Source organism: Lactobacillus sp. XV13L (genome assembly GCF_059900875.1).
Genome location: NZ_JBWXGD010000002.1, coordinates 109,044 through 132,979 on the forward strand (window position 1 = coordinate 109,044; position 23,936 = coordinate 132,979).

General features: G+C 47.2%; 26 protein-coding genes. 8 read left to right on the forward strand and 18 right to left on the reverse strand.

Annotated features, from left to right (window positions below):
- Position 1 precedes the first annotated feature (1 nt).
- Positions 2–559 (reverse strand): aminoacyl-tRNA hydrolase, encoded by a 558-nt coding sequence (gene pth, locus AC2JF6_RS02640; RefSeq protein WP_500729209.1) that lies wholly within the window; start codon positions 557–559, stop codon positions 2–4.
- Between the two features lie 222 nt (positions 560–781).
- On the opposite strand from pth, the gene cbpA reads away from it, so the two are divergent.
- Entirely contained in the window at positions 782–1,489 is a 708-nt protein-coding gene (gene cbpA / locus AC2JF6_RS02645) for a cyclic di-AMP binding protein CbpA (RefSeq protein WP_500729210.1), read from the forward strand.
- Positions 1,490–1,651: 162 nt separating this feature from the next.
- Here cbpA and alr read toward each other — a convergent pair whose 3' ends face one another.
- The 10 genes from alr to rbsK form a co-directional block, all read right to left on the reverse strand.
- On the reverse strand, positions 1,652–2,791 hold the full coding sequence (gene alr / locus AC2JF6_RS02650) for an alanine racemase (protein WP_500729211.1): 1,140 nt from the start codon (positions 2,789–2,791) through the stop codon (positions 1,652–1,654).
- A 2-nt stretch (positions 2,792–2,793) separates the two neighbouring features.
- On the reverse strand, positions 2,794–3,147 hold the full coding sequence (acpS, locus tag AC2JF6_RS02655; protein ID WP_500729212.1) for a holo-ACP synthase: 354 nt from the start codon (positions 3,145–3,147) through the stop codon (positions 2,794–2,796).
- Positions 3,148–3,222: 75 nt separating this feature from the next.
- A complete protein-coding gene (gene cshA / locus AC2JF6_RS02660) occupies positions 3,223–4,785 on the reverse strand; it encodes a degradosome RNA helicase CshA (RefSeq protein WP_500729213.1) in 1,563 nt (520 codons plus the stop codon).
- 10 nt (positions 4,786–4,795) lie between these two features.
- Positions 4,796–6,163 (reverse strand): UDP-N-acetylmuramoyl-tripeptide--D-alanyl-D-alanine ligase, encoded by a 1,368-nt coding sequence (locus AC2JF6_RS02665; protein WP_500729214.1) that lies wholly within the window; start codon positions 6,161–6,163, stop codon positions 4,796–4,798.
- A gap of 132 nt (positions 6,164–6,295) precedes the next feature.
- On the reverse strand, positions 6,296–6,544 hold the full coding sequence (locus AC2JF6_RS02670; protein WP_500729215.1) for a type B 50S ribosomal protein L31: 249 nt from the start codon (positions 6,542–6,544) through the stop codon (positions 6,296–6,298).
- 114 nt (positions 6,545–6,658) lie between these two features.
- Positions 6,659–7,519 carry a transporter substrate-binding domain-containing protein gene (locus tag AC2JF6_RS02675; protein WP_500729216.1) on the reverse strand — a complete coding sequence of 287 codons (861 nt, stop codon included), beginning with the start codon at positions 7,517–7,519 and terminating at the stop codon, positions 6,659–6,661.
- 10 nt (positions 7,520–7,529) lie between these two features.
- Positions 7,530–8,267: an amino acid ABC transporter ATP-binding protein gene (locus AC2JF6_RS02680; RefSeq protein WP_500729217.1), complete on the reverse strand. Its 738-nt coding sequence runs from the start codon at positions 8,265–8,267 to the stop codon at positions 7,530–7,532.
- Positions 8,268–8,272: 5 nt separating this feature from the next.
- Positions 8,273–8,950: an amino acid ABC transporter permease gene (locus tag AC2JF6_RS02685; RefSeq protein WP_500729218.1), complete on the reverse strand. Its 678-nt coding sequence runs from the start codon at positions 8,948–8,950 to the stop codon at positions 8,273–8,275.
- Positions 8,931–9,590, reverse strand: a complete 660-nt coding sequence (locus tag AC2JF6_RS02690; protein ID WP_500729219.1) for an amino acid ABC transporter permease — start codon at positions 9,588–9,590, stop codon at positions 8,931–8,933. The genes AC2JF6_RS02685 and AC2JF6_RS02690 overlap by 20 nt, the downstream gene beginning before the upstream one ends.
- Before the next feature lie 363 nt (positions 9,591–9,953).
- Positions 9,954–10,868 (reverse strand): ribokinase, encoded by a 915-nt coding sequence (gene rbsK / locus AC2JF6_RS02695; RefSeq protein ID WP_500729220.1) that lies wholly within the window; start codon positions 10,866–10,868, stop codon positions 9,954–9,956.
- 236 nt (positions 10,869–11,104) lie between these two features.
- Between rbsK and AC2JF6_RS02700 the strand changes: the two genes are divergently transcribed.
- The gene (locus AC2JF6_RS02700; protein WP_500729221.1) at positions 11,105–12,445 is read left to right on the forward strand and encodes an APC family permease; all 1,341 of its coding nucleotides are present in this window, start codon (positions 11,105–11,107) and stop codon (positions 12,443–12,445) included.
- 217 nt (positions 12,446–12,662) lie between these two features.
- Complete coding sequence (locus tag AC2JF6_RS02705) at positions 12,663–13,304, forward strand: SDR family oxidoreductase (RefSeq protein WP_500729222.1); 642 nt, start codon at positions 12,663–12,665, stop codon at positions 13,302–13,304.
- Positions 13,305–13,367: 63 nt separating this feature from the next.
- Here the strand turns inward: AC2JF6_RS02705 and AC2JF6_RS02710 are convergent, their stop codons facing one another.
- A complete protein-coding gene (locus tag AC2JF6_RS02710) occupies positions 13,368–14,279 on the reverse strand; it encodes a LysR family transcriptional regulator (RefSeq protein WP_500729223.1) in 912 nt (303 codons plus the stop codon).
- A gap of 109 nt (positions 14,280–14,388) precedes the next feature.
- Here AC2JF6_RS02710 and vprA point away from each other — a divergent pair, with 109 nt between their 5' ends.
- From vprA to AC2JF6_RS02730, 4 genes are all read left to right on the forward strand, one after another.
- A complete protein-coding gene (gene vprA, locus AC2JF6_RS02715; protein ID WP_500729224.1) occupies positions 14,389–15,843 on the forward strand; it encodes a vinyl phenol reductase in 1,455 nt (484 codons plus the stop codon).
- A gap of 179 nt (positions 15,844–16,022) precedes the next feature.
- Complete coding sequence (locus AC2JF6_RS02720) at positions 16,023–16,901, forward strand: hypothetical protein (RefSeq protein WP_500729225.1); 879 nt, start codon at positions 16,023–16,025, stop codon at positions 16,899–16,901.
- Between the two features lie 46 nt (positions 16,902–16,947).
- Positions 16,948–17,727 (forward strand): helix-turn-helix domain-containing protein, encoded by a 780-nt coding sequence (locus AC2JF6_RS02725; protein ID WP_500729226.1) that lies wholly within the window; start codon positions 16,948–16,950, stop codon positions 17,725–17,727.
- A gap of 156 nt (positions 17,728–17,883) precedes the next feature.
- Positions 17,884–18,321: an AraC family transcriptional regulator gene (locus AC2JF6_RS02730; protein WP_500729227.1), complete on the forward strand. Its 438-nt coding sequence runs from the start codon at positions 17,884–17,886 to the stop codon at positions 18,319–18,321.
- Positions 18,322–18,394: 73 nt separating this feature from the next.
- On the opposite strand, the gene AC2JF6_RS02735 is transcribed toward AC2JF6_RS02730, so the two are convergent.
- The 5 genes from AC2JF6_RS02735 to AC2JF6_RS02755 form a co-directional block, all read right to left on the reverse strand.
- On the reverse strand, positions 18,395–18,790 hold the full coding sequence (locus tag AC2JF6_RS02735) for a DUF3021 family protein (protein WP_500729228.1): 396 nt from the start codon (positions 18,788–18,790) through the stop codon (positions 18,395–18,397).
- Between the two features lies 1 nt (position 18,791).
- Positions 18,792–19,244 carry a LytTR family DNA-binding domain-containing protein gene (locus AC2JF6_RS02740; RefSeq protein ID WP_500729229.1) on the reverse strand — a complete coding sequence of 151 codons (453 nt, stop codon included), beginning with the start codon at positions 19,242–19,244 and terminating at the stop codon, positions 18,792–18,794.
- Positions 19,222–20,103: an ABC transporter permease gene (locus tag AC2JF6_RS02745; RefSeq protein ID WP_500729230.1), complete on the reverse strand. Its 882-nt coding sequence runs from the start codon at positions 20,101–20,103 to the stop codon at positions 19,222–19,224. Before AC2JF6_RS02745 ends, AC2JF6_RS02740 begins: the two co-directional genes overlap by 23 nt.
- Positions 20,103–20,957 (reverse strand): ABC transporter ATP-binding protein, encoded by an 855-nt coding sequence (locus AC2JF6_RS02750; protein ID WP_500729231.1) that lies wholly within the window; start codon positions 20,955–20,957, stop codon positions 20,103–20,105. The genes AC2JF6_RS02745 and AC2JF6_RS02750 overlap by 1 nt, the downstream gene beginning before the upstream one ends.
- A gap of 352 nt (positions 20,958–21,309) precedes the next feature.
- A complete protein-coding gene (locus tag AC2JF6_RS02755) occupies positions 21,310–22,332 on the reverse strand; it encodes a zinc-binding alcohol dehydrogenase family protein (protein ID WP_500729232.1) in 1,023 nt (340 codons plus the stop codon).
- Positions 22,333–22,490: 158 nt separating this feature from the next.
- Here AC2JF6_RS02755 and AC2JF6_RS02760 point away from each other — a divergent pair, with 158 nt between their 5' ends.
- Complete coding sequence (locus tag AC2JF6_RS02760; RefSeq protein WP_500727661.1) at positions 22,491–22,835, forward strand: winged helix-turn-helix transcriptional regulator; 345 nt, start codon at positions 22,491–22,493, stop codon at positions 22,833–22,835.
- A gap of 106 nt (positions 22,836–22,941) precedes the next feature.
- Here the strand turns inward: AC2JF6_RS02760 and AC2JF6_RS02765 are convergent, their stop codons facing one another.
- Positions 22,942–23,703 carry a hypothetical protein gene (locus tag AC2JF6_RS02765; protein WP_500729233.1) on the reverse strand — a complete coding sequence of 254 codons (762 nt, stop codon included), beginning with the start codon at positions 23,701–23,703 and terminating at the stop codon, positions 22,942–22,944.
- Positions 23,704–23,936: the final 233 nt, after the last annotated feature.

The following is a 23,936-nucleotide window of genomic DNA, read 5'->3' on the forward strand; positions in this document are numbered from 1 at the left end:
GTTAGTTGTATCTGTTCATTAAAAACTGGCTGCTCTTGCCCGCAATAAAATCGGCAATTACGTCGCTGCTGCTGGCAAAGGCCGCCTCCATTAATTTTTGCTGGTCAGCGTTAAAGGGCGACAGTACCCAGGAAACGACGCTGGCGTTATCCGGATGGCGGATGCCGATCTTCAGGCGGTTAAAGTCGCTGCTGCCCAGGTCGCGGATGATGCTTTTAATGCCGTTATGGCCACCCGACTTGCCGTTTGCACGGATACGGATCTTGCCCAGGGGCAGGTCCATGTCATCGTGGATAATCAGGACGTCCCGGGGCGCAATCTTAAAAAAAAGGGCAAACTGGGCAACAGACCGGCCCGAATCATTCATAAAGGTCTGGGGTTCAAGCAGAATCACGTCCGTTTCGCCAATCTTTTGCTTGGTGTACTTGCCCTCAAACTTCTCGCGCTCCAGCAGCAGGTTGTTCTTATCCAAATAATAGTCAAGTGCCATAAAACCCGTATTGTGTTTAGTTCCATCGTATTTTTGGCCCGGATTGCCCAGGCCCGCAATTAATTTCATCTGTCTTTCCCCTTGTTTTAGTCGTATTAATGATAGCACATTCTCTTCGCCTGCAATTGCAGCGGACTGTTACACTTTGATTTCACCCTGCAAAAATGCTTTTTTATTCCGGGGGCACGTGCTACACTTAATTGATCAATATTTTGTTTTTAATATTTATTTAATAGTATTGCTGATTATGGTATAATGTCGTGGAGCAATTTTATCAACGGAGGCTGTATCATGCTTATCAAATCTTTAGTTATTAAAAAAGATTACCTGACCACGGTTAACGAACACGCTACGCTTGAAGAAGCGCTGAAAATTTTGGAAGATTCAGGCTTCCGCTGCGTGCCGATTCTGGACGATACGGGTACTATTTTTCGCGGTAACATCTACAAGATGCACATTTACCGCCACAAGTCGCAGGGCAAGGACATGAATCTGCCCGTCACCTACCTGCTTAAGAACGCAACCAAGACCATCAAGGTTAATTCTCCGTTTTTTAAAGTTTTCTTCACAATCAAGGACTTGCCCTACATTGCCGTTTTGGATGAAAGCCACGAATTCTACGGCATCCTGACCCACTCGCGCCTGCTTGACATGCTGTCGGACGCGTGGAACGTCAAGAACGGGTCTTACGTTTTAACGGTGTTAACTGATAATTCACGGGGCAACCTGGTCAAGATGGCCAAAATCATCAGTAAATATTCTGTTATCGCCGGAACAATGAGCCTGGACGCATCTTCTGCTAAAAAGAGCGACAACTCCGTGCGGCGCATTCTGTTTACCCTGCCCGCTGGCGTCAGCGAGGAGACGCTGAAGACAATCGTCAAGAAGCTGGAAAGCAAGAGCTACGTAGTCGCAGAAATTGAAGACCTGCAGGCTGGAATGACGCTCATGAGCGATGAAAATCCAGGAGTTTACCTCAACACATCACAAGATGAATAATCATTGTCCAATTAACTAAAAGAGTCTGGAAAAAAACTCTAATCTAACTAAAAAGGCTGACAAATCACGTTAATCAAACGTTGATTTATCGGTCTTTTTAAATTGTGAAATTTTTCAATTTAACTTCAAGAGCACTTTTTTCCCAGACTCTTTTTAGTTTTCTTATTTACTCTCGTAGTATTCGCGCGGCAAGCGGTCAGTGAGCAGGCAGGCAACTTCGTAGTGGATGGAATCAACGTAGTCGGCGGCTTTTTTAATGCTATTCGACGCCGCTGGATCATTAGAAATGAGTACCACCTTCGTGCCTGCAGGCATTGAATGCGGTAGGCGCACCATCAACTGGTCCATGCAAACGCGGCCCACAATCGGGCAGTAATAATCGCCCACCTTGACCTTAAAGCCCTGAAACTTGCGGATAAAGCCGTCGGCGTAACCAACCGGAACCGTCCCGATAACTTGCTCGCTGGCCGCAACGTACGTTGTACCGTAACCCACGCCCTGACCCCGGGGAATCGTATGCACCTGCACCAGTTCGCTTTCAAGCGACAGGGCAGGCTTAAGCGCGATTTTGGTCGGCAGGTCGGGCCCATCGGGGTTAGACGACGGATTGAGGCCGTAGATGCCGATGCCGAAGCGTACCAGATCGCTGTGCACGTCCTTATCGTACACGCTGGCCGCCGTATTATCAACGTGGATCCACTTAGGCTGCACCTTGAGCAGACCTTTGAAGTGAGCAAACCGTGCGACCTGCTTTTTGAAGTAGGTGTCATCGCTGCTGTCGGCCGACGCAAAGTGCGTGAACATGCCCTCGACCTCGAAGTGCGGGCTGGCCAATAAGAGGTCGTTAGCGGCCAGGAACGCGTCATCCGTGTTAAAGCCGATGCGACCCATGCCGGAATCAACCGCCAGATGAATTTTGAGGCGCGAATCTATGTCCGCCTGTTCCAATACCGTGTCTGCTTCTTTCAGCCAGGCCAAATCAGGCACCGTCAGTGAAATCCCGTTGACCGCAGCCAGGGGCGCAAAGTCTGCTGGCGTCACGCCCAAGACTAAAAGCGGCGCCACGATGCCGGCGCGCCGCAATTCCAGTGCCTCGTCCAGGATAGCGACACAGAAGCCGCTCGCACCGGCCTTTAAAACCGCACGTGCGACCTGCACCGCACCATGTCCGTAAGCGTTGGCCTTTACAACGGCGAACAGCTTCTGGTCCGCTGCCAAATGTTTTATTTCCTGTTTTACGTTCTGCCTAATTGCCGCTAAATCCACGCGAACGGCTGCGCGACGGTGTATACCTGGAACCATCTTTACTTCTCCAAAACAACTAAAGTAACTATTTCATTTTTATCATGAGTAATACTGGGAAAGATTTTGCCAGCAAACTTGGACGAGGTGGTAACTGGGTGACCGACTTCATCCCACAGGGTCTCAACGTCCCGCAATCCTATTTCCTTGCCCAATCCTGTCCCCATCGCCTTAGAAAAGGACTCCTTGAGTGAGAAACGGCCGCCCAGGTACTCCACTTTGCGCTTGCCCGTCATACGCTCATACTGTGCAAATTCTTTGGCGGTCAATACCTTGCGAGCAAAGCCGTCGCCCTTTACGACAATCTTGGCCATCCGCTCGACTTCAACCGCATCGATGCCTACACCAACAATCATTTCCATCACCTCACTTTAAAATTATAGTACAAAAAAAGAGTCGTACATTGCTACAACCCTTTTTTAGTAAAATTGTTAATCTTTTTTATTCTTGATGACGAAATCCCGGCCACTGCCCGAACGGTGCGAGCCACCACGATAACCGCCGTGATCGTGGTCACCACCGCGATAGCTGCCATGGCCGTGACCACCGCTGTGGCCGTAATTGCCACGTCCGCCACGGTCACCACCGCGTCCATGACCATATCCGCCACGACCATGACTGCCACCGTGACCGTAGTTGCTACGGCTTCTACCGCTGCGTCCATGGCCACCACGGTTAGGAAGTGGTTTCTGCGAACTAATATTAACCTCAACGTCGGAAGAATCTTTAGACAAATCCTTCAAAAACGCCGAAACAAGGTCGACTGCAGAGTAGTTTTCCAGCAGCTCGCTTGCATCATCCGTATACTTGGATAGGTCTTCCTTTATCAGGTCAACAATCTTGGACTTGGCCAGCTTTAATTGACCCTGCAGAGCCTGGTCATCCGTTGGCGGAGTCAGCGGCATCATCTGCTTCTTGGTCAGCTTTTCAATCGTCTTCATGTAACTAATCTCACCCGGCGTAACAAAGGTAATCGAGTTACCATTTTGACCAGCACGGCCAGTACGACCGATACGGTGAACGTATGAGTCCGGATCCTGCGGAATGTCATAATTATACACATGGGTAACGCCAGAGATATCAAGGCCACGGGCAGCCACGTCAGTTGCCACTAGAATATCCAGCTTGCCAGCCCGGAAGCGCTTAAGTACGCTAATTCTACGAGCCTGGGAAAGGTCGCCGTGAATCCCAGCTGCATTGTAGCCCCGCGCTTGCAGTCCCCGGGTCACCTCATCAACGCGACGTTTGGTCCGAACAAAGACAACGGCTAAGTCGGGACTTTCGACGTCGAATAACCGGCACATAATGTCGAACTTTTCGGAGTCTTTAGCCCGGACAAAGTACTGATCGATTAGGTCTGCCGTCAATTCCTTAGCCTTAATTTGCACAATCTCGGGGTCATGCATGAATTTTTCACTAATGTTTAAGATGGGTTTGGGCATTGTAGCACTAAATAATAGGGTCTGCTTGCGGTTTTTCACGTAGCTCAGAATGCTTTCAATGTCCTGGATGAAGCCCATATCTAGCATTTCGTCTGCTTCATCTAAGACAATTGTAGAAACGTCCTCCAAGTTAACCGTCTTTCGCTTCAGGTGGTCGAGCAGCCGACCCGGCGTACCGACTAAAATCGCCGGCACGTTATTTTTCAACGAACGAATCTGGCGGCCAATGTCGGCACCACCGTACACAACCTGAACGCGTGCATGTTCATCGCGGCCAAGCCGGAAGAGTTCTTCCTGGGTCTGAATGGCCAATTCACGCGTTGGTTCAATAATTAGCGCCTGAATCACCTTATTATGGTTATCTAAGTTTTGTAAAATTGGCAGGGCGAAGGCGGCCGTCTTACCGGTACCCGTCTGCGCCTGACCAATCACATCTTTGCCCGCAAGGGCAAGTGGAATCGTCTGTTCCTGGATTGGCGTTGCTTCCTCAAATCCTGAACGTTTGATGGCCTTTAACAGCTCATCGTTTAAACCTAATTCCGTAAATTTCACTAAATTCTCCTTATCTAAGCCGCTCTACTACCTTTTCTAGGTGCATTCCATGTGATCCCTTGAGGACAACTATGTCGTGCGGCTTAATATCATTCTTCAGATCAGCGATCATGCGCTGCATCTGGTCTTCTCGGTAATAATGCAAATGTTCTGGCCCATAACTGCCCCTTAGTGCATCAGCTAAATTGTTCATCTCTGAGCCAAATAAATATACTTCGTTAATCACTCGGGGGTCAAGGCAGTCAGCCAAAGAGCGGTGCAGAGCAGCAGACCTCTGACCGAGTTCCAGCATGTCACCCAAAACGGCAATTCTCCTGCTGCCCGCGGCCACCTGAATCTGGCCAAAACTGGTCAAAACGGCGCGCACAGCGGTCGGGTTTGAGTTATAGACATCGCTCATGATGTCCTCGCCCAGGTCACCTTTTTCCCATTCCATCCGGTTAGCCGTCGGCGTAAAACTGGCCAGAGCAGATGCAATCTCCTCGTCACTCTCGCCGAAGCGCCGGCCGACGCACAGGGCCGAAAGCGCGTTGGACACGTTGTGCTTGCCGATCATCGGAATGGTGAACTTGCAGCTTGAGCCGTTGACGGTAAACGTTGCGTGGTGCTTGTAGCTGGTAAAGCCAGTTGCATAAACTTTATCATCTTTTGCAAAGCCAAAGGTAACTTTTGCCTGGCTAATCTTGGCGGCACGCTCACGAAGTAGTGGTTCATCCCCATTATAAATCAGCTCCCCGTCTTCACGCAGAAAGTCGGTGATCTCCATCTTGGCGTCGGCAATTTTTTCCCGCGATCCCAAAAATTCAATGTGGGCCTCACCAATCATGGTAATCACGGCCACATCAGGATGGGCTAATTCACTCAGGTGGTGCAGCTGCCCCGCACGGTCCATGCCCATTTCCAGTACCAAAATCTCGGTGTTGGGCTTCATTTCCAGGATAGTCATCGGGACACCAATCTCATTGTTAAAGTTGGCATCGGTCTTGTGCACGTTGAACCGCTTGGAAAGAACAGCGGCGGTCATGTCCTTGGTCGTCGTCTTCCCGTTGGAACCCGTGATCCCGACAACCGTGGGGTTGACCTTGCCCAGGTAATACCGGGCAAGCTTCTGCATGCTCGCTAGCGGATTGTCGACCTCCAGCACTGCAATATTGTCCGGCTTTCCTGGGTGGCCCTTCTGCCACAAGGTGGCCTTGGCACCCTTGACGATTGCGCTGTCAATAAAACTATGACCGTCCCGGTCCCCTTGCAGCGGAACAAACAGTCCCCCGTCTTCAATCTTTCTCGAATCAAAGGCAACAGATGTAATAACGGTTTCGCAATTACCTTCACAAGTTGAATTAATCGCTTTGGCAATTTCTGCCAGTTGCATTTTCATCTATTTTTCTCCTTGCTAAAAAAGAAATTCGTGGTAAAGCAACGGCTATGCTAGTCCCCGTTTAGTGCAGCACCCGACAGCTTTACATAAAAAAGCAGCCCCAATGGGACTGCTTCCACCAGATCAAAGATACTACTTCTTGTTCATACCATACTTCTTGTTGAACTTGTCGATCCGGCCATCGGCTTGAGCAAACTTCTGCTTGCCCGTGTAGAATGGGTGGGAATCTGAAGTGATTTCAACCCGAATCAATGGGTAAGTCTTACCTTCATAATCTACTGTTTCCTTTGACTGAATGGTTGAACCGGCAACAAACTTTGCACCTGTTGCGGAATCCATAAAGACAACTTCATGGTAATCTGGATGAATGCCTTGTTTCATGTTTATTACTCCTTTGCCATGGCTTTATCGCAAGCCATAGATTAATCGATTAACGTTTACTACTTTAACATTTTTGCGTCCAAACTTCAAGGCTTAATTATCAGCAGGCCACCTCTAATTTAAAACGATGTCCGCCGGCCTGACTTCCTTGCCAAAGTATGGTTTCAGTTCCTTGTCGTAATCGGCAGTAAAAAACTTCTGCTTGTTAAGCTTAGCAATTTCCTTGTTGGTCCAGTTCAAAAGCGACTTGTTGTCCTTTTTGACAGCCGGGCTGATAAACTGGTTCGGCCCCAGATTCTTGATGCCCACGGTGTAATTCGGGTTGCGCTTAACCCACGCATAAAGGTAAGAATTGTCATCGGCCAGGGCAGTGGCACGCTTGTTTTTGATGGCGTTGAACTGCTGGGTCTTGGAATCAAACTTGAGCAGGTTGACGTTGCCTTTTTTAGTAAAGTAGTTTTCGGCGGTCGTTCCCTTAGTAACAATTACGCCCTTGCCCTTCAGCTTGTCTTCACTCGTAATCGGTGCGTTTTTGGGTGTGACGACGCCAACCGAGACCTTCATGTACGGCTTGGCAAAGTCCACCACCTGCTTGCGCTCGGGCGTAACCGTGAAGTTGGCCAAAATAATATCAGCCTTGTTCGAATTCAGCGTATCCACCCGGTTATTGGCATTGACCTGAACAAATTTAATTTTCACGCCCAGATCCCTGGCCATTTGCCGGGCCAAGCGAACATCATAACCGACCCGCTTGCCGTGATCATCAACCCAACCGTAAGGCGGAAGGTCGCCGAAAACTGCTACGCGCAGCGTACCGCGCTTTTTAATTGCGGCCACGCTGCTATCATTGTCACCAGCAGCATTATTTCCGTCTGTTGCTGCCTTGATGCCCCCAAAAGCAGCCAGGACCAGCACAACGGCTGCAATTGCGCCAACGATTATTTTTTTAGTCTTGCTCATCTTGCTCTTTTCCATTACGTACTCCTTAAAAATCCATGCTATTCAAAAATTCACGGGCACGCTCGGTCTTCGGGTGCGCAAAAAATTCCTTGCCCATAGTTTCTAAAATCTGTCCGTCTTCCAAAAATAGCACCTGATCTGCAATTTGCTGTGCAAAGTTCATCTCATGAGTCACAATAATCATCGTCATGTGGTCCTTCTGGGATAAATCGGCCATGATTTGCAAGACGCCCCGCACCATCTCGGGATCAAGCGACGCCGTTACTTCATCGAACAGCATAACCTCCGGGTGGAGAGCCAGGGCTCTGACAATTGCGATTCGCTGCTTCTGGCCACCCGATAATTCACGTGGGTAAGAGTCAACGTACTGGTCGAGTTCCACGCGCTTCAGCAGCTGGATTGCTTCAGCGCGCACTTCTGCACGCGGCCTTTTTTGCACGTTGACCGGTGCCAGCAAGATATTTTCAATCACGGTCAGATTAGGGAACAGGTCATAGCTCTGAAAAACCATGCCAATCTTTTGGCGCAGTACCTGCCAATTTTTGGCCGTAGGAACAACTTTCTGCCCCTTAAAATAAAGCGCACCGCTGCTAAACTCCTCAAGACCGTTCAGGCACCTGATCAGGGTGCTCTTACCCGAGCCCGATGGCCCCAGCAGCGTTAGAACTTCCCCCTTGTGCAGGGTAAGATTAATGTCATGCAGCGCCTGCCAATCACCATAAAATTTATTTAAATGCTCTACTCGTAAAATTTCTTCTGCCATTATGCTCACTTCTCCTGTTTAGCTGCCAGGCGCTTGGCCCAAACTGACAATGGATAGTCAATTATGAAGTATAAAATGAAAATCAGTCCGTAAATCCAAAAAACGGCACTCGGATACTGCTGGCTGCTTGCTTCAATAATCTGCTGTCCGATTGCAATCACGTCCATGATGCTAATCATCATTAAGAGTGACGTAGTCTTGATCACCCGCGTTGCCAAGTTTATTGTTGCCGGCAGTTCGAGCTGAACGGCCTGGGGCAGGAGAACGAAGCGAAACAGTTGAACCCGGCTCAATCCCAGGGCCAGTCCCGACTCTTTCTGCGTTAACGGCACCGACTCAATCGCACCGCGCACAATATCACTAAACTCAGCTGCTACCCACAAGGAGAAGGCAAGAACGGCCATCCAACTTGCAGGCCAGTTGATGTGAAAACTCCGGGGCAGGATGTAGTAGACCAGGTACAGCAGCACAATCGTTGGAACAATGCGGAAAAATTCGAGGTAAAGCCGCAAGACAAAGCGGACGATCTTGTTAGGCATCGTTCGCAGAATGCCAAAAAGCATTCCCAGCAGCAGGCCAATCACTAGACTGATCGCCGCAATCCACACGGAGGTCCACAGGCCCCCAAGAATGCGGGCCAAATTATTGCCTGCAAAAAAAACATTAATCGCCGAATGTCCCATAGCGTACCTTCCTTTCCACATAGTTAAGCCCCAAGATCACCGGAATCAGGATAATTGCATAGGCAACCACCAGAACCAGCAGGTACTCGCTTGACCGGTAGTACAGCCCGATGAGGTCAAGAGCAGTATTGGTCAATTCCGGAATGGCGATTACCGAAAAAATTGAGGTTTCCTTAATCAGGAAAATCACGTTCGCAGTTAACGCCGGCATGCTCAGGGTGAAGCCCTGCGGAAAAACGACGTAGCGGGCAAGCTGGAGACCGTTCATTCCCAGCGCCTTGCCATCATCAATTTGGGTCTGACTAACGCCATTAAAGCCGCCGGTAAAGCCCTCGGCCATGTATGCGCCGCCCAGAAAAATTAGGCCAATAACGCCACAGGTCTGGGCTGACATTTTTAGTCCAATGACGGGAAACGCGTAGTACAAGAAGAACAGTTGAATTAACAAAGGCGTATTGCGGGCCACTTCAACGTACGTCGTCAACACCTGGCTCAGAACCGGAACATGGAAGTACTGCATCAGACTGACGACAATACCGACAATAATCGAGCCCAAGATGCCGACAACTGAGAGCCCCAGGGTTAATTCAAAGGCCTTGACAAAAATGGGTAAACTTTGTGCGATAATTTGCCAACTCATTTATGACCTCCCTTTTAAACAAAAAAAGCCTTATATCACGTAGATTTACAGGCTTATATCACAAGTAAAACAAAAACCCACGAATTGTTTATCTTCGTAGATTGGCAGTCAATCATGCAATGCACAGTACGAATCCAGAAACAATGCACCCTTCGGTGCTTTATTCAAAAATAGCGAAATGCGCCCCATCCCGCACTAATTTAGCTTGCTTCATAAATACGCTCTCCTGATCAACTTTAAGTGTGTTTAATCATATTCTTTCACTTACTTTTTGTCAATTAATACGACTTGACGGCCTCCGCCCACGCTGCACCGCCATTAACCAAAAAATGCACCCACGGGTGCATTCACTTTATGACTAGCTTATTCAACTTTTTTAATTTCTGCCAAATAGGGAATTGACGGCTGGGCGCCGTAACGCTGCACTGTAAGTGCTGAGGCCCGGTTAGCAAAAGCGAGCGCCGCCTTAAAGTTAGAAAAGTCCGGCCTAAGCACGCTCGCCATCGCGCCAATAAAGGTATCGCCAGCCGCAGTTGTATCAACGGCCTTCACCTTGAGGGCGGGCACCAGTTCACTTTGGCCCCGGAAATCATAGAACGCACCCTTGGACCCAATCGTGATGACAACTGCTGCTGCTCCTAGGTCATGAAGCCTGCCGGCCGCCTTTTGCGCGCTCGCTTCATCAACCACCTCCACCTGGGCAATGGTTGCCGCCTCGGTTTCGTTCGGGACGATAATGTCTGTCAGCCGCAGCAGTTCTACCGGAATTTTCCCCATTGCGGGCGCAGGATTCAAAATGGTTCTAACTTTGGCCCTATGCGCGATTTCAAAGGCCCTCATCGTTGCTTCAAGCGGCGTTTCAAACTGGGCAATGATAAAGTCGCTGCTGGAAATCAGGGACTGGTTTTGTTCAACGTGATCAACCCCAAAACCAAAATTGGCACCAGCGTAAATGGTAATCGCATTTTGACCATTATCATCGACCGTGACGAAAGCCTGACCCGTAGATTCTTTAGGGCTAACCGCAATGCCCTGGGCGTTAATGCCTTCTTGCTGGATCAGAGCCAGCATCTCTTTTCCAGGCGCGTCATTGCCCACTGCCCCAATAAAGTTGACGGTGCAGCCCGCCCGTGCCGCAGCTACCGCTTGGTTGGCCCCCTTGCCGCCCGCCGCGGAATAGTGTTCTTTGGCGTGAATGGTCTCGCCCGGCTTCGCCATGCGCTCAACCCGCAGATTAGTGTCCAGGTTAATACTTCCAACAACAGTAACTTTGTTCATTTTTTCTCCTTTGCACCCATAAAACAAGTGAAACTTTTCTTCTCCAGTACACCAAAATAATAACATATTTGAAATTGCTTTCAATTATATTTATTTCCTGTTTTCTTCACTTTACCAACAACATAAAATACTATTGAGCCCACTAACAGAGTTCAGTCTTTTTATTTCACACGCCATGGCCTATAATTGAGCTTGATTTATTATAATTATTTAAGATAATTATTTAAGGAATTAACATGAAACGACAACTCAACTTTTTTGCTGCCCTTGCTACAGTCATGGGAACCATGATTGGGGGCGGCGCTTTTTTCAAAATTGCAAACGTCTCATCCTTGACCCACAACGCCTGGCTCAGCATCCTCGTCTGGCCGCTTGCGGGCTTTATTACGCTCATGGCTGGCCTCAGCATTGCCGAATTAGCGGCCATTTTTCCCGAAGATGGCGGTCCGGTGAAGTATCTGGAGGCCATTTACGGACCCAAAGTGGCGTTTTTATTTGGCTGGTCCCTAATAATCGTCTATTATCCTGCCAATATTGCCGCGCTCTCCATCATTTTTGCGACCCAACTCAAGCAAATTTCCCCCTTTCAGGACCTTTCGACCACCGCTATCGCACTTGTCGTGATGCTTTTGATTTTAACCATCAACTGGCTGGGCTCCAAGTTGAGTTCCCAAGTGCAAAAGGCTGCGCTCATTATAAAACTTATTCCCATTGCCGCCATTATCCTGTTCGCCCTGTTTTATCAAGGGCCCAACCAATTGGCTCACATTCCTGCGCCGCACATCAATTCGGTATCGGGGGCCGCTGCCTTCGGACAAGCCCTGCTGGCCGTTCTCTTTGCCTATGACGGGTGGCTAAGCATCGGCAATTTGGCCAGTGAAGTCAAAAATCCCTCCAAGACCTTGGCACAAGCAATTATTTGGGGGCTGCTGGGCGTTACTGTTTTTTACACGATGCTTAATTGGAGCTACGTTAAAGTTATCCCGTGGCCACAAGTAGTAGGCAACCAAACAACGGCGATTTTAACAGCCAAAAAATTATTCGGGGACTTGGGCAGCACGTTGATTGCGGGCGGCATCCTGGTTTCGGTTTTTGGCGCCATCAATGGTCACCTCTTGCTGGGTTCACGCATGCCCTATATCCTCGGGCGGCAAAAAAAGCTGCCGGCAGCGGACTTTTTTGGCAAGCTTAATTACAAGACGCTCGTGCCCACCAACAGCATGATCTTTGAATGCGTTATTGCTGCCATCATGATTTTCTCCGGAACATTCGATTCCCTGACCAACATGCTAGTTTATGTGTCGTGGATTTTTTCTATCCTGCTATTCCTGGGCATCTTTATTTTGCGCAAAAGGCAGCCCGATTTGATCCGCCCCTTTAAAGTTCCCGGGTATCCCTTGCCGCCGGTGTTGGCAATCGGCGGTGCGCTTTTTATCGTGATCAGCACCACCCTGTCGCAGCCAGTTCTAGCGCTTACCGGCATTCTGCTCATGCTTACCGGTTGGCCCGTCTATGCTTATGTTCATGCTAAAAATACGCCGGATAACAATTTAGACAAAGATAACAAACTGAACTGACCTTAATCCTGACCACTACCATATTGACCACAGCTCCGGATACACAAGCAGCCGGACTTTTTTTGTAACTGCTAGCACTCTTTTAATGTCAACCAAGATAATGCCTTTTAGCCGCAGCATGAATTTAAACTTCAAATTACCGAGGGTTTCTATTTGCTAAAGAAATTTTTTGAGCCTATATTTACTATAGTTAGAACTTAAGATAGAAGGAGTAAAGATGACAAACTTATTAATTCTAGGTGCCAGCGGCCAAATTGCTCAATTAGCAGAAGAATTGCTGCACCAACATAAAGAAATCGTCACAACATACTATTTGCGCCACTTAAACAAGTTGCCCGAGGCACACAAGTCCTGGGGCAAAGTGATAAAAGGCGACGCGACGGACGCTCAGACCCTGAATCAGGCAATGGCAGGACAGGACATTGTTTATGCCAACCTGGCGGGCAGCAACATTGAGCAACAGGCTAAAAATGTTGTAGCAGCAATGAAAAAGCAGGGTGTCAAGCGCCTGATCTGGATTTCCACGATCGGCATTTACGACGAGGTGCCCGGCAAGTTTGGTGAATGGAACAACCAGATGCTGGGTGAAAGCTACTTGCCTACCTACGCAGCAGCTGCCAAAGTAATTGAAGAGAGTGGTCTTGATTACACCATTATCCGTCCAGCCTGGCTGCAGGATCATGATGAAATCGACTACGAGCTTACCCAGAAGGGTGAACCCTTCAAGGGAACCGAAGTCTCACGCAAGAGCATTGCCAGCTTAGTGACAACGCTTGTGCTCAATCCAGCCGAGCATGTCCAGGAATCCCTGGGCGTCAACAAGCCCAATACGGATGGGGATAAGCCTAGCTGGTACTAGTTAACGCAGATATAGACGCCCAAAAGCCGCTTAAATTATAAATTTAGGCGGCTTTTTACGTAGTCAGATGTTGATTTCTTTAATTGAGTGCACGAAACTTTTGAGTGCTTTTGAATGGTTGTTTTTTAGATAGATCAGCTGCATTGCGTACCCTTGCTTTTGGCGTGAATGAAAATGGCGGTAAACAATTTCGGGGTCTGGCTTCATTATCTGGTTGATCAGGCCCTTCGGAATATACGCAATCCCCTGGTTCAGTGCTGTGCTTGTCATCAGCTGTTCAATTGAAGAAACACGCTCAATCTGGTAGTTGTTCATACTCTTATGCAGAGTAGCAGTAAACGTCTTCCGCATAAAATCAGAATTTTCGCTACTGTAATAGAATAGCGTTTGCCCGTCCAGGTCTTTTTCAGTCAAATATTTCTTTTGACTGAGCACATTTTGTCTGCTAATTCCCATCACCATCTCATTGGAATAGACCGGCACAAATTCATATTGGGCTGCTTGCGGAATGTCATAACTGCCGTAGTGGTTAATATAGGCGCAATCCAGCTTATTGAGAGCAAGATCGGTCAGGATGTGTTCGACGCTCTCCTCCATGGTAAAGAAGTCAATTTTCGGCTCCAGCTTTTTGGTCTGATAATTAATGATCTCCCTTTCCATTATAAAGGCGTCAAAGATCGAAAAATAGCCAATATAGAGCGTGTTGCCAGTAGCCTTGGAAATGTTTTTCAATTCGGAAACGGTCGCGTCCAAGTTGTTCAGGTATTCCTGCGCACGCCCGGCAAAATATTTACCAGCTTCTGTCAAGCTAATTCGATTACTGGTGCGATCAAATAACTCTACACCCACTTCATTCTCAAGCCGGGCCATCTGACGTGACACCGCTCTTTGGGTAACGTACCTTTGTTCTGCAACCCTGCCAAAACTGCCCTGCTGGACCACAGTCAGGAAAACTTTCAATTGTTCACTATCCATCTATTTTCACCCGTACATTTATATCCTAGTGGCGACTGAAACTACTATAACACATTTTGCGTGTAAGCGATTATAATTTTAGTGTAAATACTTGTAGGAGGTTTCACAAATGGAAATCAAAGAAAATTATGATGTTGTTATTGTTGGTGGTGGTGCAGCCGGTTTTACAGCCGCATACCAGGCCAGCAAACGTGGACTATCCGTCTTGGTCGTTGAAAAAGGCCGCAACACGGGCGGCAGCGGCGAGCATATCGAAGGTGCTTTCGCCGTTGACTCATACTTGCAAAAGCAGCATAACGTCAAGTTAACCAAAAAAGAGGCCTTAGACGAAGAGTTAGATTATTCACATTACCGGGCCGACACACAGGTTTGGAAAGAATATATTGACGCTTCTGCTGGCATCATCAAGTGGCTGAACGACATCGGCGTTGAATACCTGGACGTAGCACCGCTTGGTAGCGGCTACCAGACTTGGCACTTGTTCAAGGGCCTGGGCAAATCCGTTATTCATGACGTTTTAGAGCCTAAATCCAAGCAGCAAGGCACAGAAGTTGTCACGTCTACGACCGTAACCAAGATTAACTTGGACAGCAAGGGCCAGGTCGAAGGCCTGGTTCTCAAAGACTTGACCGATGACTCAACTAAAACAGTCTCGACTAGAGCAGTTGTGCTGGCAACGGGTGGCTACTTAAACAACAAGGAAATGATTAAAAACGAAACCCATTACGATGAGAACCAGCTTATCCCGGTTAACTCAATGAAGAACACGGGTGACGGACTTAAGCTTGCCTGGGACGTCGGTGCACAAAAGTACGCAATGGACATGGCAATGCTCTTTGGTGGTTACCTTAAGGACCCAACCAAGCCAGGCTACGTTTACCGTTATTCAGAATTAAACGGTGCAGCCGACCAGCAGTCGCTGCTCTGGGTTAACGAAAACGGCGACCGTTTTGTCAATGAAGAAGTTGTTGATAACTTTGCACTGGCCGGCAACGCTTTGTTCACCCAAGGCAAGGTTTACTCCATTATCGACCAGGCCACCATTGATCACTTGGCTGACGAGGGTCTCTACAAGCCAATGGGAACTTGGGACTACCACGACACCAAGCTGCCACACCTGAAGGAAGAAATGCAAAAGGCCTTTGATGAAAACGCGCCTTACATTACCAAGGCCGATTCAATTGCCGAATTAGCACAAAAATTAGGCTTGGCTGACCTGGAGCAAACTATTAGCCACTACAACGAGATGGCTCACAACGGCCAAGACGTTGACTTTGATAAGAAGGCCGACTTCATGATTCCAGTCGAGAACGGTCCGTTCTACGCCTTTGAACTTGGCATCGGTGCCTTCTGTACAATGGGTGGCCTGAAGACCGATACTGAACACCGGGTTATGGATAAAACCGGAAAGCCGATTAAGGGTCTGTACGCCGCCGGCAATGACGGTGCTGGCATGCTCATTGGCGACACTTATGGTCCTAACATGCCTGGTACGGAAGCCGGATTTGTCTTCTACTCCGGCAAGCACGTTGCCAACGTAATTGCTGACCAGATCAAGGGTTAAAAAATATTAGCAATTAAAAAGAACGAGTCATGGTACCCGTTCTTTTTTGTTTGCACCAAGACTTTTGCTAAAATAAACGGGCTTTACCCCGTCCTTTGTGCCAATTATCAGTATTCTGATTGGCTCGTTCCGCCAGAAAAGCTTAACCTTGCATCATTAAAGAAAGCAGGTTAACAAACATGGTTAAAGCAATCGTTCAAACAGGTTATCGGCGCGCGGAATTGCGGGACAGGGCTGCAGATGCGCTCACGCCCCTATCAATCAAAATCGAAACAAAATTCGTACCGCTCTTGCGCTATGATCTGCTCAAACTGGATCAGCCGGTCCCCGCCCAGTTGCCCGCGGTCCTGGGCTACGGTGCAACGGGCATTGTTAAAGAAGTGGGCAGTTTGCGGTCAACGGCACTTTTGGGGCAGCCCGTCCTGCTGCTGCATCCCCGAGGAACCTTTCAGGAAGAAATCACTTCCAGCATCCCACCGCTTGCAATTCCACTCATTTCTGGTGTTACATTAAGAGACGCAGCTGCACTAATCGGTGGCGGTGACCTGGCCTTGACCCTTTTTAAAATTGCCCAGAAAAAGCAGCAGCCGCTGGTGATTTATGGTGCAGACTCGGTGACCGGTCTAATCTTGATGCAGCTATTGACGCACCACAGTCAACTGCCCTTCATCCCCAAGGTGCAGCCAATTTCACAAGATTACCTCAATGAAAAAGCCACCAGGTACAACATCGATACTGCACGGCCAGTTAACTCGACGAATAAACTTGTCTTTGACCTGGCCGGTGCGGGCGTTAATTCCCAGTTACTGGCCCACCTGCAAGGCGGTGACCAGGTAATCAGCGTCGCCCAAAAGGACGTGCCCGGCATTCAGTTCATTAGCAAGCCCTCTTTACCCAAAGATTATCTTTATTTAATGCAAGAAATCCAGCATAACAGGTTATTCATTCCCATCAACCAGGTTTTTTCCTACTTGAACTTTGAGCGGGCGCTTGCTGCCCAAGCCCACGGGATCAGTCGCGGCCGCAACCTGATTGCCTTTCAGGAAGCACCAGAATAGGCATATAATATAGTTGATTAATCAGAAAATACTGTTCGAGGATCACATGCAAAATTACGAAGGATTAATTTCACAAAAGATTGGTGCACTGGTCAAAAACGCCCGCGTAAAGCAGCGACTTTCCCAGCAAGAACTCGCTAGCGGCATCTGCTCGCAGGCGTTGATCAGCAGCATTGAGCACGGCGAATATATTCCCAATGCTGCTATTTTTATTGCCCTCTGCAACAAGCTGCACCTTTCAATCGATGATGCTTTTTTGAAGGAACGCCTAAATTTTGGTAACAACGCCCAGCTAGCACAAACAGCCTTCGATCTCTGCCGCCAGCATCAATATCAGCGCCTCTTGCAGTATCTTGATAGGCAAGCAATTATTATGTCACTTAACTCAGACTTAGACTTTCAAACCTATTATTACTATTATGGCTGTGCCGTTTACCAGGTAGAATGCAACCTGCGCGACTGCCAGCACTACTTTGAACTCGCCCTTTCCTACACGATGAACGCGAATCAGCCCGCACCGCGCAATCCCGTTGAACTACTGCTAGTAAATACCCTCGGCTTTATCTACGCCCAGCAAAAAAGAACTGCGGAGGCCTTTAGTCTCTTCAAGATAGTTAATGCCGCTCTTCTTAAAATAGACGCCCAGACCGAAAACCTTAACGTAATCCACTTTCAGCAGGGTAAAATTCACTTTGAATTAAAGCAGTACGATCAGGCCTTAGACACGCTTCTCACCGGCCTCAAGCGTATCAACCAACTAGGCTCAACCTTCATGGTAAACAACTACGCACTGCTAATCCTGGATTGCTACCAGCACCTGCAGTAAATCACCTAAAAATCCGCCGCTTGAATTATAGCAGCGGATTTTGCTTTGACCAAAAAAGTAATGCTTCATTTTAAAAACCATGTTGCAAAAAATTTTAACTGCACTTACAATTGTGCCAACAACCCCATAATATTGATAGTACAGGAGAAACAACAATTGATTATTGAAGAATTTAAAGACATCCAAATTGCATATATGCGCAGAATTGGTAAATACGGAGCGGAAAACAAACAGCTAATGGAAAACTTTAAGGCATACTTAAAAGCAAACAACTTGTTCAACAATGATACTACCATACTAGGAATCGCCTTAGATGATCCAATGCAAACACCGGCAAAGCAGCAAAGATACGATGTAGGCGTCATTGTGACTAACAAAGTGCAGCCCCATAAATTACCAACTCGTGGAATTACCAACGGACGCTACGCAATATTTGAAATTGCGCATACAGCAGAGGCCGTAGCAAACTTCTGGAACAACATCCCCGCTTTAACTGCCAGTCTGCCAATAGACGGCACTAAACCAATAATTGAGCGCTATGCTTATCCCCAAATTTCACAGCACTTATGCGAATTTTGCATCCCACTGCAATAATCACCTAAAAAAGCCCCAGCGTAATTAAAATTTCACTTAACTACGTTGAAGCCTTTTTATTCTCTTATAATACTTATTTCCCCTGCGCGTTGCGCTTCTTGATGCGTGCATTAATCCGCTTGGCCGATTTTTTCAATTCCAAGATGCAAATCAACCAGATAACAACATAAATTACTAAGAAGAGGCTAAGTGTCCACAAATCAATCGACCACTTATTAACCGTTACCATTACTAAGAAGAGTAAAAACGTGCCAACAAAGTGAAGGGCAAGGGCAAGTATGAAGGGCAAATCAGGGATAAATATTAGGCCAAGCAGCCCAATCAAACCCGAAAGCACGAAGACAGATACCACGCCCTTAGGTGTTGGCGCTATTCCTGGATATGCAAAAGTTAAAATCAACAAGTAAAAAACTGCACCAAATCCCAGGCCAGTAAAGAAGTAATCTACACATTTACTAAATAATTTCATTTTACAGACCAAGTGCTCTTTCTAATAGTGGAAAATAATGCCGCGAAACATCAACCTTGAGGTCATTTGTCAGAATTGCAATCATATTGCCATCGAAGCCGACTTCAACAGACTCAAGGTGATTTAGATTGATAACCGCATGCCTAGATACTTGGATAAAATCATTGCCTAATTTTTCTTGGGCCTGATAGAGTCGGCCAATTGTCTTGATATTTTTTGTGGTGGTGTAATAGGTTAAATTAGTTGTTTGGACTTCAATTTTGATTAATTCTGCACGCTTTACAACTACGATCCGGTCACTAGTCTTAACTGGTATAAGCTGTGGTTCTTTTTGAGCCAACTTTTCAAGCCAGCCAATCAGTCTCCTTACAGTCACATTTTTGTGTTGTGCCCTGATTTCAATTTGAATATCGCCTTCATCTAAAGACGAATCATTTTGAAAATTGATTTTCACTTTGTCCAATTCTCTTTCTAGTGGTTATGACCGAGATGACAATAATTATTAGAAGCAGAATAATACTCATTCCTAGCATGACAAGCGCATTGCCACCTTGGGTCAACTGGTGTCCACTCAGCTTTAAGTTAATACCCAAATATCTACTGAGTCGATTGCTTACGTTGGCGGTTAAGCGTGCCTTAAAGATTGGCGCTAACAAAAACTTTCTTAATGCGGCTGCTTCATAACTGCTTGGTACTAATTTTACCAGAGTTTGTGCACCAGGTGATAGTGTGCCATACGGCATATAAGTAGCAACGGCAAATCCAGCCACAGCACTAATCAATGCCGATAACCGACTAAAAGTGGTGGAGGAATTAATAAAAATAACAATTATTTCATTTAATAAAGTTGCACAGACTGCACCTAGAGCAATAAAGAGGAGGATTGGCAGGTAAGCGGCAGTAGGAATCTGGACCTGATCAACTGCAGTGAAGTAAACTGCCATAACGGCAAAGGTGATAACCTGCATAATGAAACTGATGATTGTACTGGATAAAACGTAGGAACAATTCTGCTTTAGTGCTGAAATATTGGTCAGCATAATATCATCTGCGGTCCTTGTTTCCCGGTCCCGGACCAGCTGTCCTAGAGCCTGAAACGACGTGGTAATCCCGGCAATTGCCACGATGCCCGCTATCATCCACAAATCCAGTACCTTGGTGGCACTAGGTAGACCACTCCAAGAACCTTTTAAAACCTTTTGCAGGAAGCCAATGTAAATAAAGAAGGAAATCAGCGCACCTAGACACGACATGATTGCACCCGGAACGTTGGCAAAGTATATTTTGATATTTCTCCATAATAAAGCGAGCATTATTGTAATTCCTTTCCCGTAATTTTAACAAAGGCATCATTGATTGAACCCTTCTGATAGTCAAAATCGGCAATAACGTTTCGGTTGGCACTGAGCAAGTTGATTGCCTTATCTGCATCCAGCGCTTCGACCTCAAATTGATTGCCTCCAAGTTGCCGCAAAGGATAGTCCGTCTTCAGTACGCACTTATCCCTCATCCTGATAAGCAGCTTTGTTGGTGCATAGCTTGCTATAATTTGACTGGCAGAACCACTGGCCAAGATATTTCCATTTTCCAGCACATATATCTGGTCCGCATTAGCAGCTTCTTCAAGGTAATGCGTAGTTAAAAAAATCGTTAGCCCCTGTTCTTTCTGCAGCTTCTCAAGTAAGTGCCAGATAACTAGTCTTGTCTGCAAATCCAAGCCTGTGGTCGGTTCATCTAAAAATAGCAGATTGGGTCGATCAACCAGTGCGCGAGCAATATCCACCCTCCTTCTTTGTCCCCCAGATAGTGTGCCATACTTTTGCTTAAAGAATTTTTTAATGCCGATTAACTTGACCAATTCTTCTATCCATTCAGGTGACCAGTGTTGGTACATCTTCGCCCTGAGGTAGAGATTATCTTTGACCGTCAAACTACTATCAAGCACACTATTTTGGAAGACAACGCCAATCTTCAAATTTTGACTATAGGTAATCGTCCCAGCCGTCGCTTTAAGCAGCCCAGTTAGGATATTTATCGTTGTAGACTTGCCTGCACCGTTAGTTCCCAGATACGCCACCAATTGTCCTTCATCAATCTTTAAATTGACTTTATTCAAAGCAAGATTCTTGCCATACTTCTTGGTTAGGTCACTAGTTTCAATTAGCATTAGAAATATTCTCCTCATTATTTATACTTAGTTAAGAATACAATTTTCGCTCTAATTTGTAGCACATTTCTAAATAAGTAGTCGTTTTTCACTCATAAAAAGCTGAATAATATACATAAAATATTTTAGAGAAGGGACTCTTCTAAATAAAGATTAGAAATTTGAGATAAGCAAAAAAAGGCCGGAGCCTCTTTTGATATGCCCCCAAAATGAGGACAGTTTAATAATTTCTAGCTGAGGACTAACCCCCGATATTCAGAAGGAGTCAGTCCTATTAGTTTTGCTTTGAGCAGCCGACCCTTTGCTTCGGGGTGCAAATTTGACCCAGAATTGTTTTTTTAAGGCGCAGCCTTTATTCCTGCCAGCCTGCTACAACTGCCTTGCCGATCATGTGACCGCTCTCCACCAGTTTGTGGGCCTTGCGCAGATTTTGCGCATTCAACGGCGTCAGCGTTTTAGTCAGCGTACACTCAAGCAGCCCGCTGTCTAGCATGGCCGCTAACTTGTCGAGAATTTCATGCTGCGAAATCATATCGCTGGTCTGGTAGTAAGACTTGGTAAATATCCATTCCCAAGCAAAGTGCGCCTTCTTCTTAGTCAACGCGCGCAAATTAATGGGCTGCAGGTTTTCAGTGGTCGAAACAATTCGCCCTTCCGGCTTGATTAGCTTGCACATTTCATTCCAGTGCCCGTCCAGGTCGCTTAATTCAAGGATGTAATCAACATATCGATGGCCGAACGCCCTAACTTGTTTTACTAAATCACTGCGGTGATTGACAACAAAATCGGCACCATGATTTTTGGTCCATTCAATGCTGTCTGGCCGTGAAGCAGTTGCGATTACCTTCAGTCCCGCCAGGTGGGCCAGTTGGGTTGCAATAGAGCCGACGCCACCGGCACCGTTAATGATCAGGATGGTCTTGCCCACATTACGGCTCGGGTCTATTGCTAATTCCAATTGTTCAAACAGGGCCTCATATGCGGTAAGCCCGGTCAAGGGCATTGCGGCAGCCTGAGCAGCGGTCAATTTCTGGGGCGCACTGCCGACAATCCGCTCGTCAACCAGCTGGTACTCGCTGTCGCTGCCCGACCTAGCAAACGAACCGGCATAATAGACGCGTGTGCCCGGTTTGAACAGTGTAACCTCTGCCCCCACTTCAGCAACGGTCCCGCAGGCGTCCCACCCAATAATTTGGGGCTCCTTCAGGACGCCGTGACCATTTTTTCTAATGCTGACGTCGACCGGGTTAACCGCGACCGCACTTGTTTTTACCAAAAGATCATGCCCTGTTGCAACGGGCCTGGACACCTCTACGTCAACCAGGCTTTTTTCATCGTCAATATCCAAGTGTTCTCTAAAACCAATAGCTTTCATTTCTGCTCCTTTGCGTTTTGCCTACCCCTCAATAGTACTTGGCCGCAGGAGAAAAACAAGACGTGAATTTTTATTTACTAAGTAACAATTTATTCCCCTAGCATGCTAACGGATAAAACGCTAAAATTAGCAGTGTACCGCAGAAAGAGAGTGATCATTTGCCACGCCACGCCTATAATTGTGCTCGGGGCTGTCCCGTCGAAAGCACGCTGCAAGTAATTGCGGGAAAATGGAAGAGCGTCATTATTTACCACCTAATCACCAATAAATCCTGCCGGTTTAGCGAGTTGCAGCGGCTGATGCCCCATATTTCCAGAAGGATGCTGGCCCTGCAGCTGAAGGAACTGGCAGGCGACAACGTCATTGCAAAAACCACCTATCCGGTGGTGCCGCCCAGAACCAGCTACGAATTGACCGACTGGGGCAAAACGCTTACCCCGCTAATCCTGGAAATGGAAAAATGGGGCGAAAAATACAACCAAACGCACGTTAACGATGATTAAGACCATTATTTCTTAGGGGGGCAAGACGGAGTCAAGAAGTGCAAAATAATTCAGAAAAATAAGCAGCAAAAAAAGAGGCCGGGGCCTCTTTTTTTAATCAATCAAATTACTTGTTAGCTGGCGTTGTCGCTGCTGGCTTTTGATCCGTCGAACTGGTTGAACCAGCAGGAGTCGTTGCAGTCTTGGAGTCGTCCTTGGCTGGCGTAGTTGCAGTCTTGGAATCATCTTTAGCTGGTGTAGCTGGCTTCTTAGCGTCGTCTGCAGCTGGTGCAGTTGTTGGCTTTGAATCGTCTTTAGCAGGAGTCGTTGGCTTCTGTTCTGGCGTAGCTGCTGGCTTTTGGTTAGCGGCCTTGATCTCGGCCTTGAGTGCCTTAATCTCAGCGCTCAAGTATGAGCGGTAACGCTTAGCGTACTTAGCGTGGTTCTTCTTGAGGTGCTTCAGGGCCTTCTTGTACAAGTTCAGCTTCTTCTTGTCGGACAGCTTAGCGCCCTTCTTGACAGTCTTGTTGAAGTAATTGTTAGCCTTCTTGTGCTTCTTCGTCCATGACGCCTTGGTCTTGCGGATCGGGCTCTTCTTTGCCGGTGCAGTCGCAGTTGGGCCGTTGAAACCAGGGTCCAGCGGGTTGGACGGATCAAAATCCGTTCCCTTAATCGGCTCGTTGATTGGCTGCTTAGCAGGCTCTTCAGCTGGCTTTTGTGCAGAATCCTTAGCTGGTGCTGTGGTTTGATCTTGTTTAGCAGTTTGATCTGGCTTAGCAGTTTGGTCAGCTTGCGTATCAGCCAGTACCATTGCGGTCTGACTAACAACTGGAGTCAGTGCGGTTAAACCGGCAACGGCCAACATGATGGCATTTTTCTTTAAATTCATAATTACCTCTCCGTATCTGAAATATTTTGTTCAAAAGGGTGCCTTTTGAAATTTCCTATAGTATACACGCTTTTGGGCGTTTTTGATACTAAATTTTTATAAAATCACAGTGTTAAAGAATTTGTTCTAAGAATTTCAATCGAAAATTGCAATTTTAAGTTGAACACCCTACTCGCTTTGATAGATGCAATCTAATCTTCTCTCATATAATTCATCGGGTGTGTGGTAGGCTA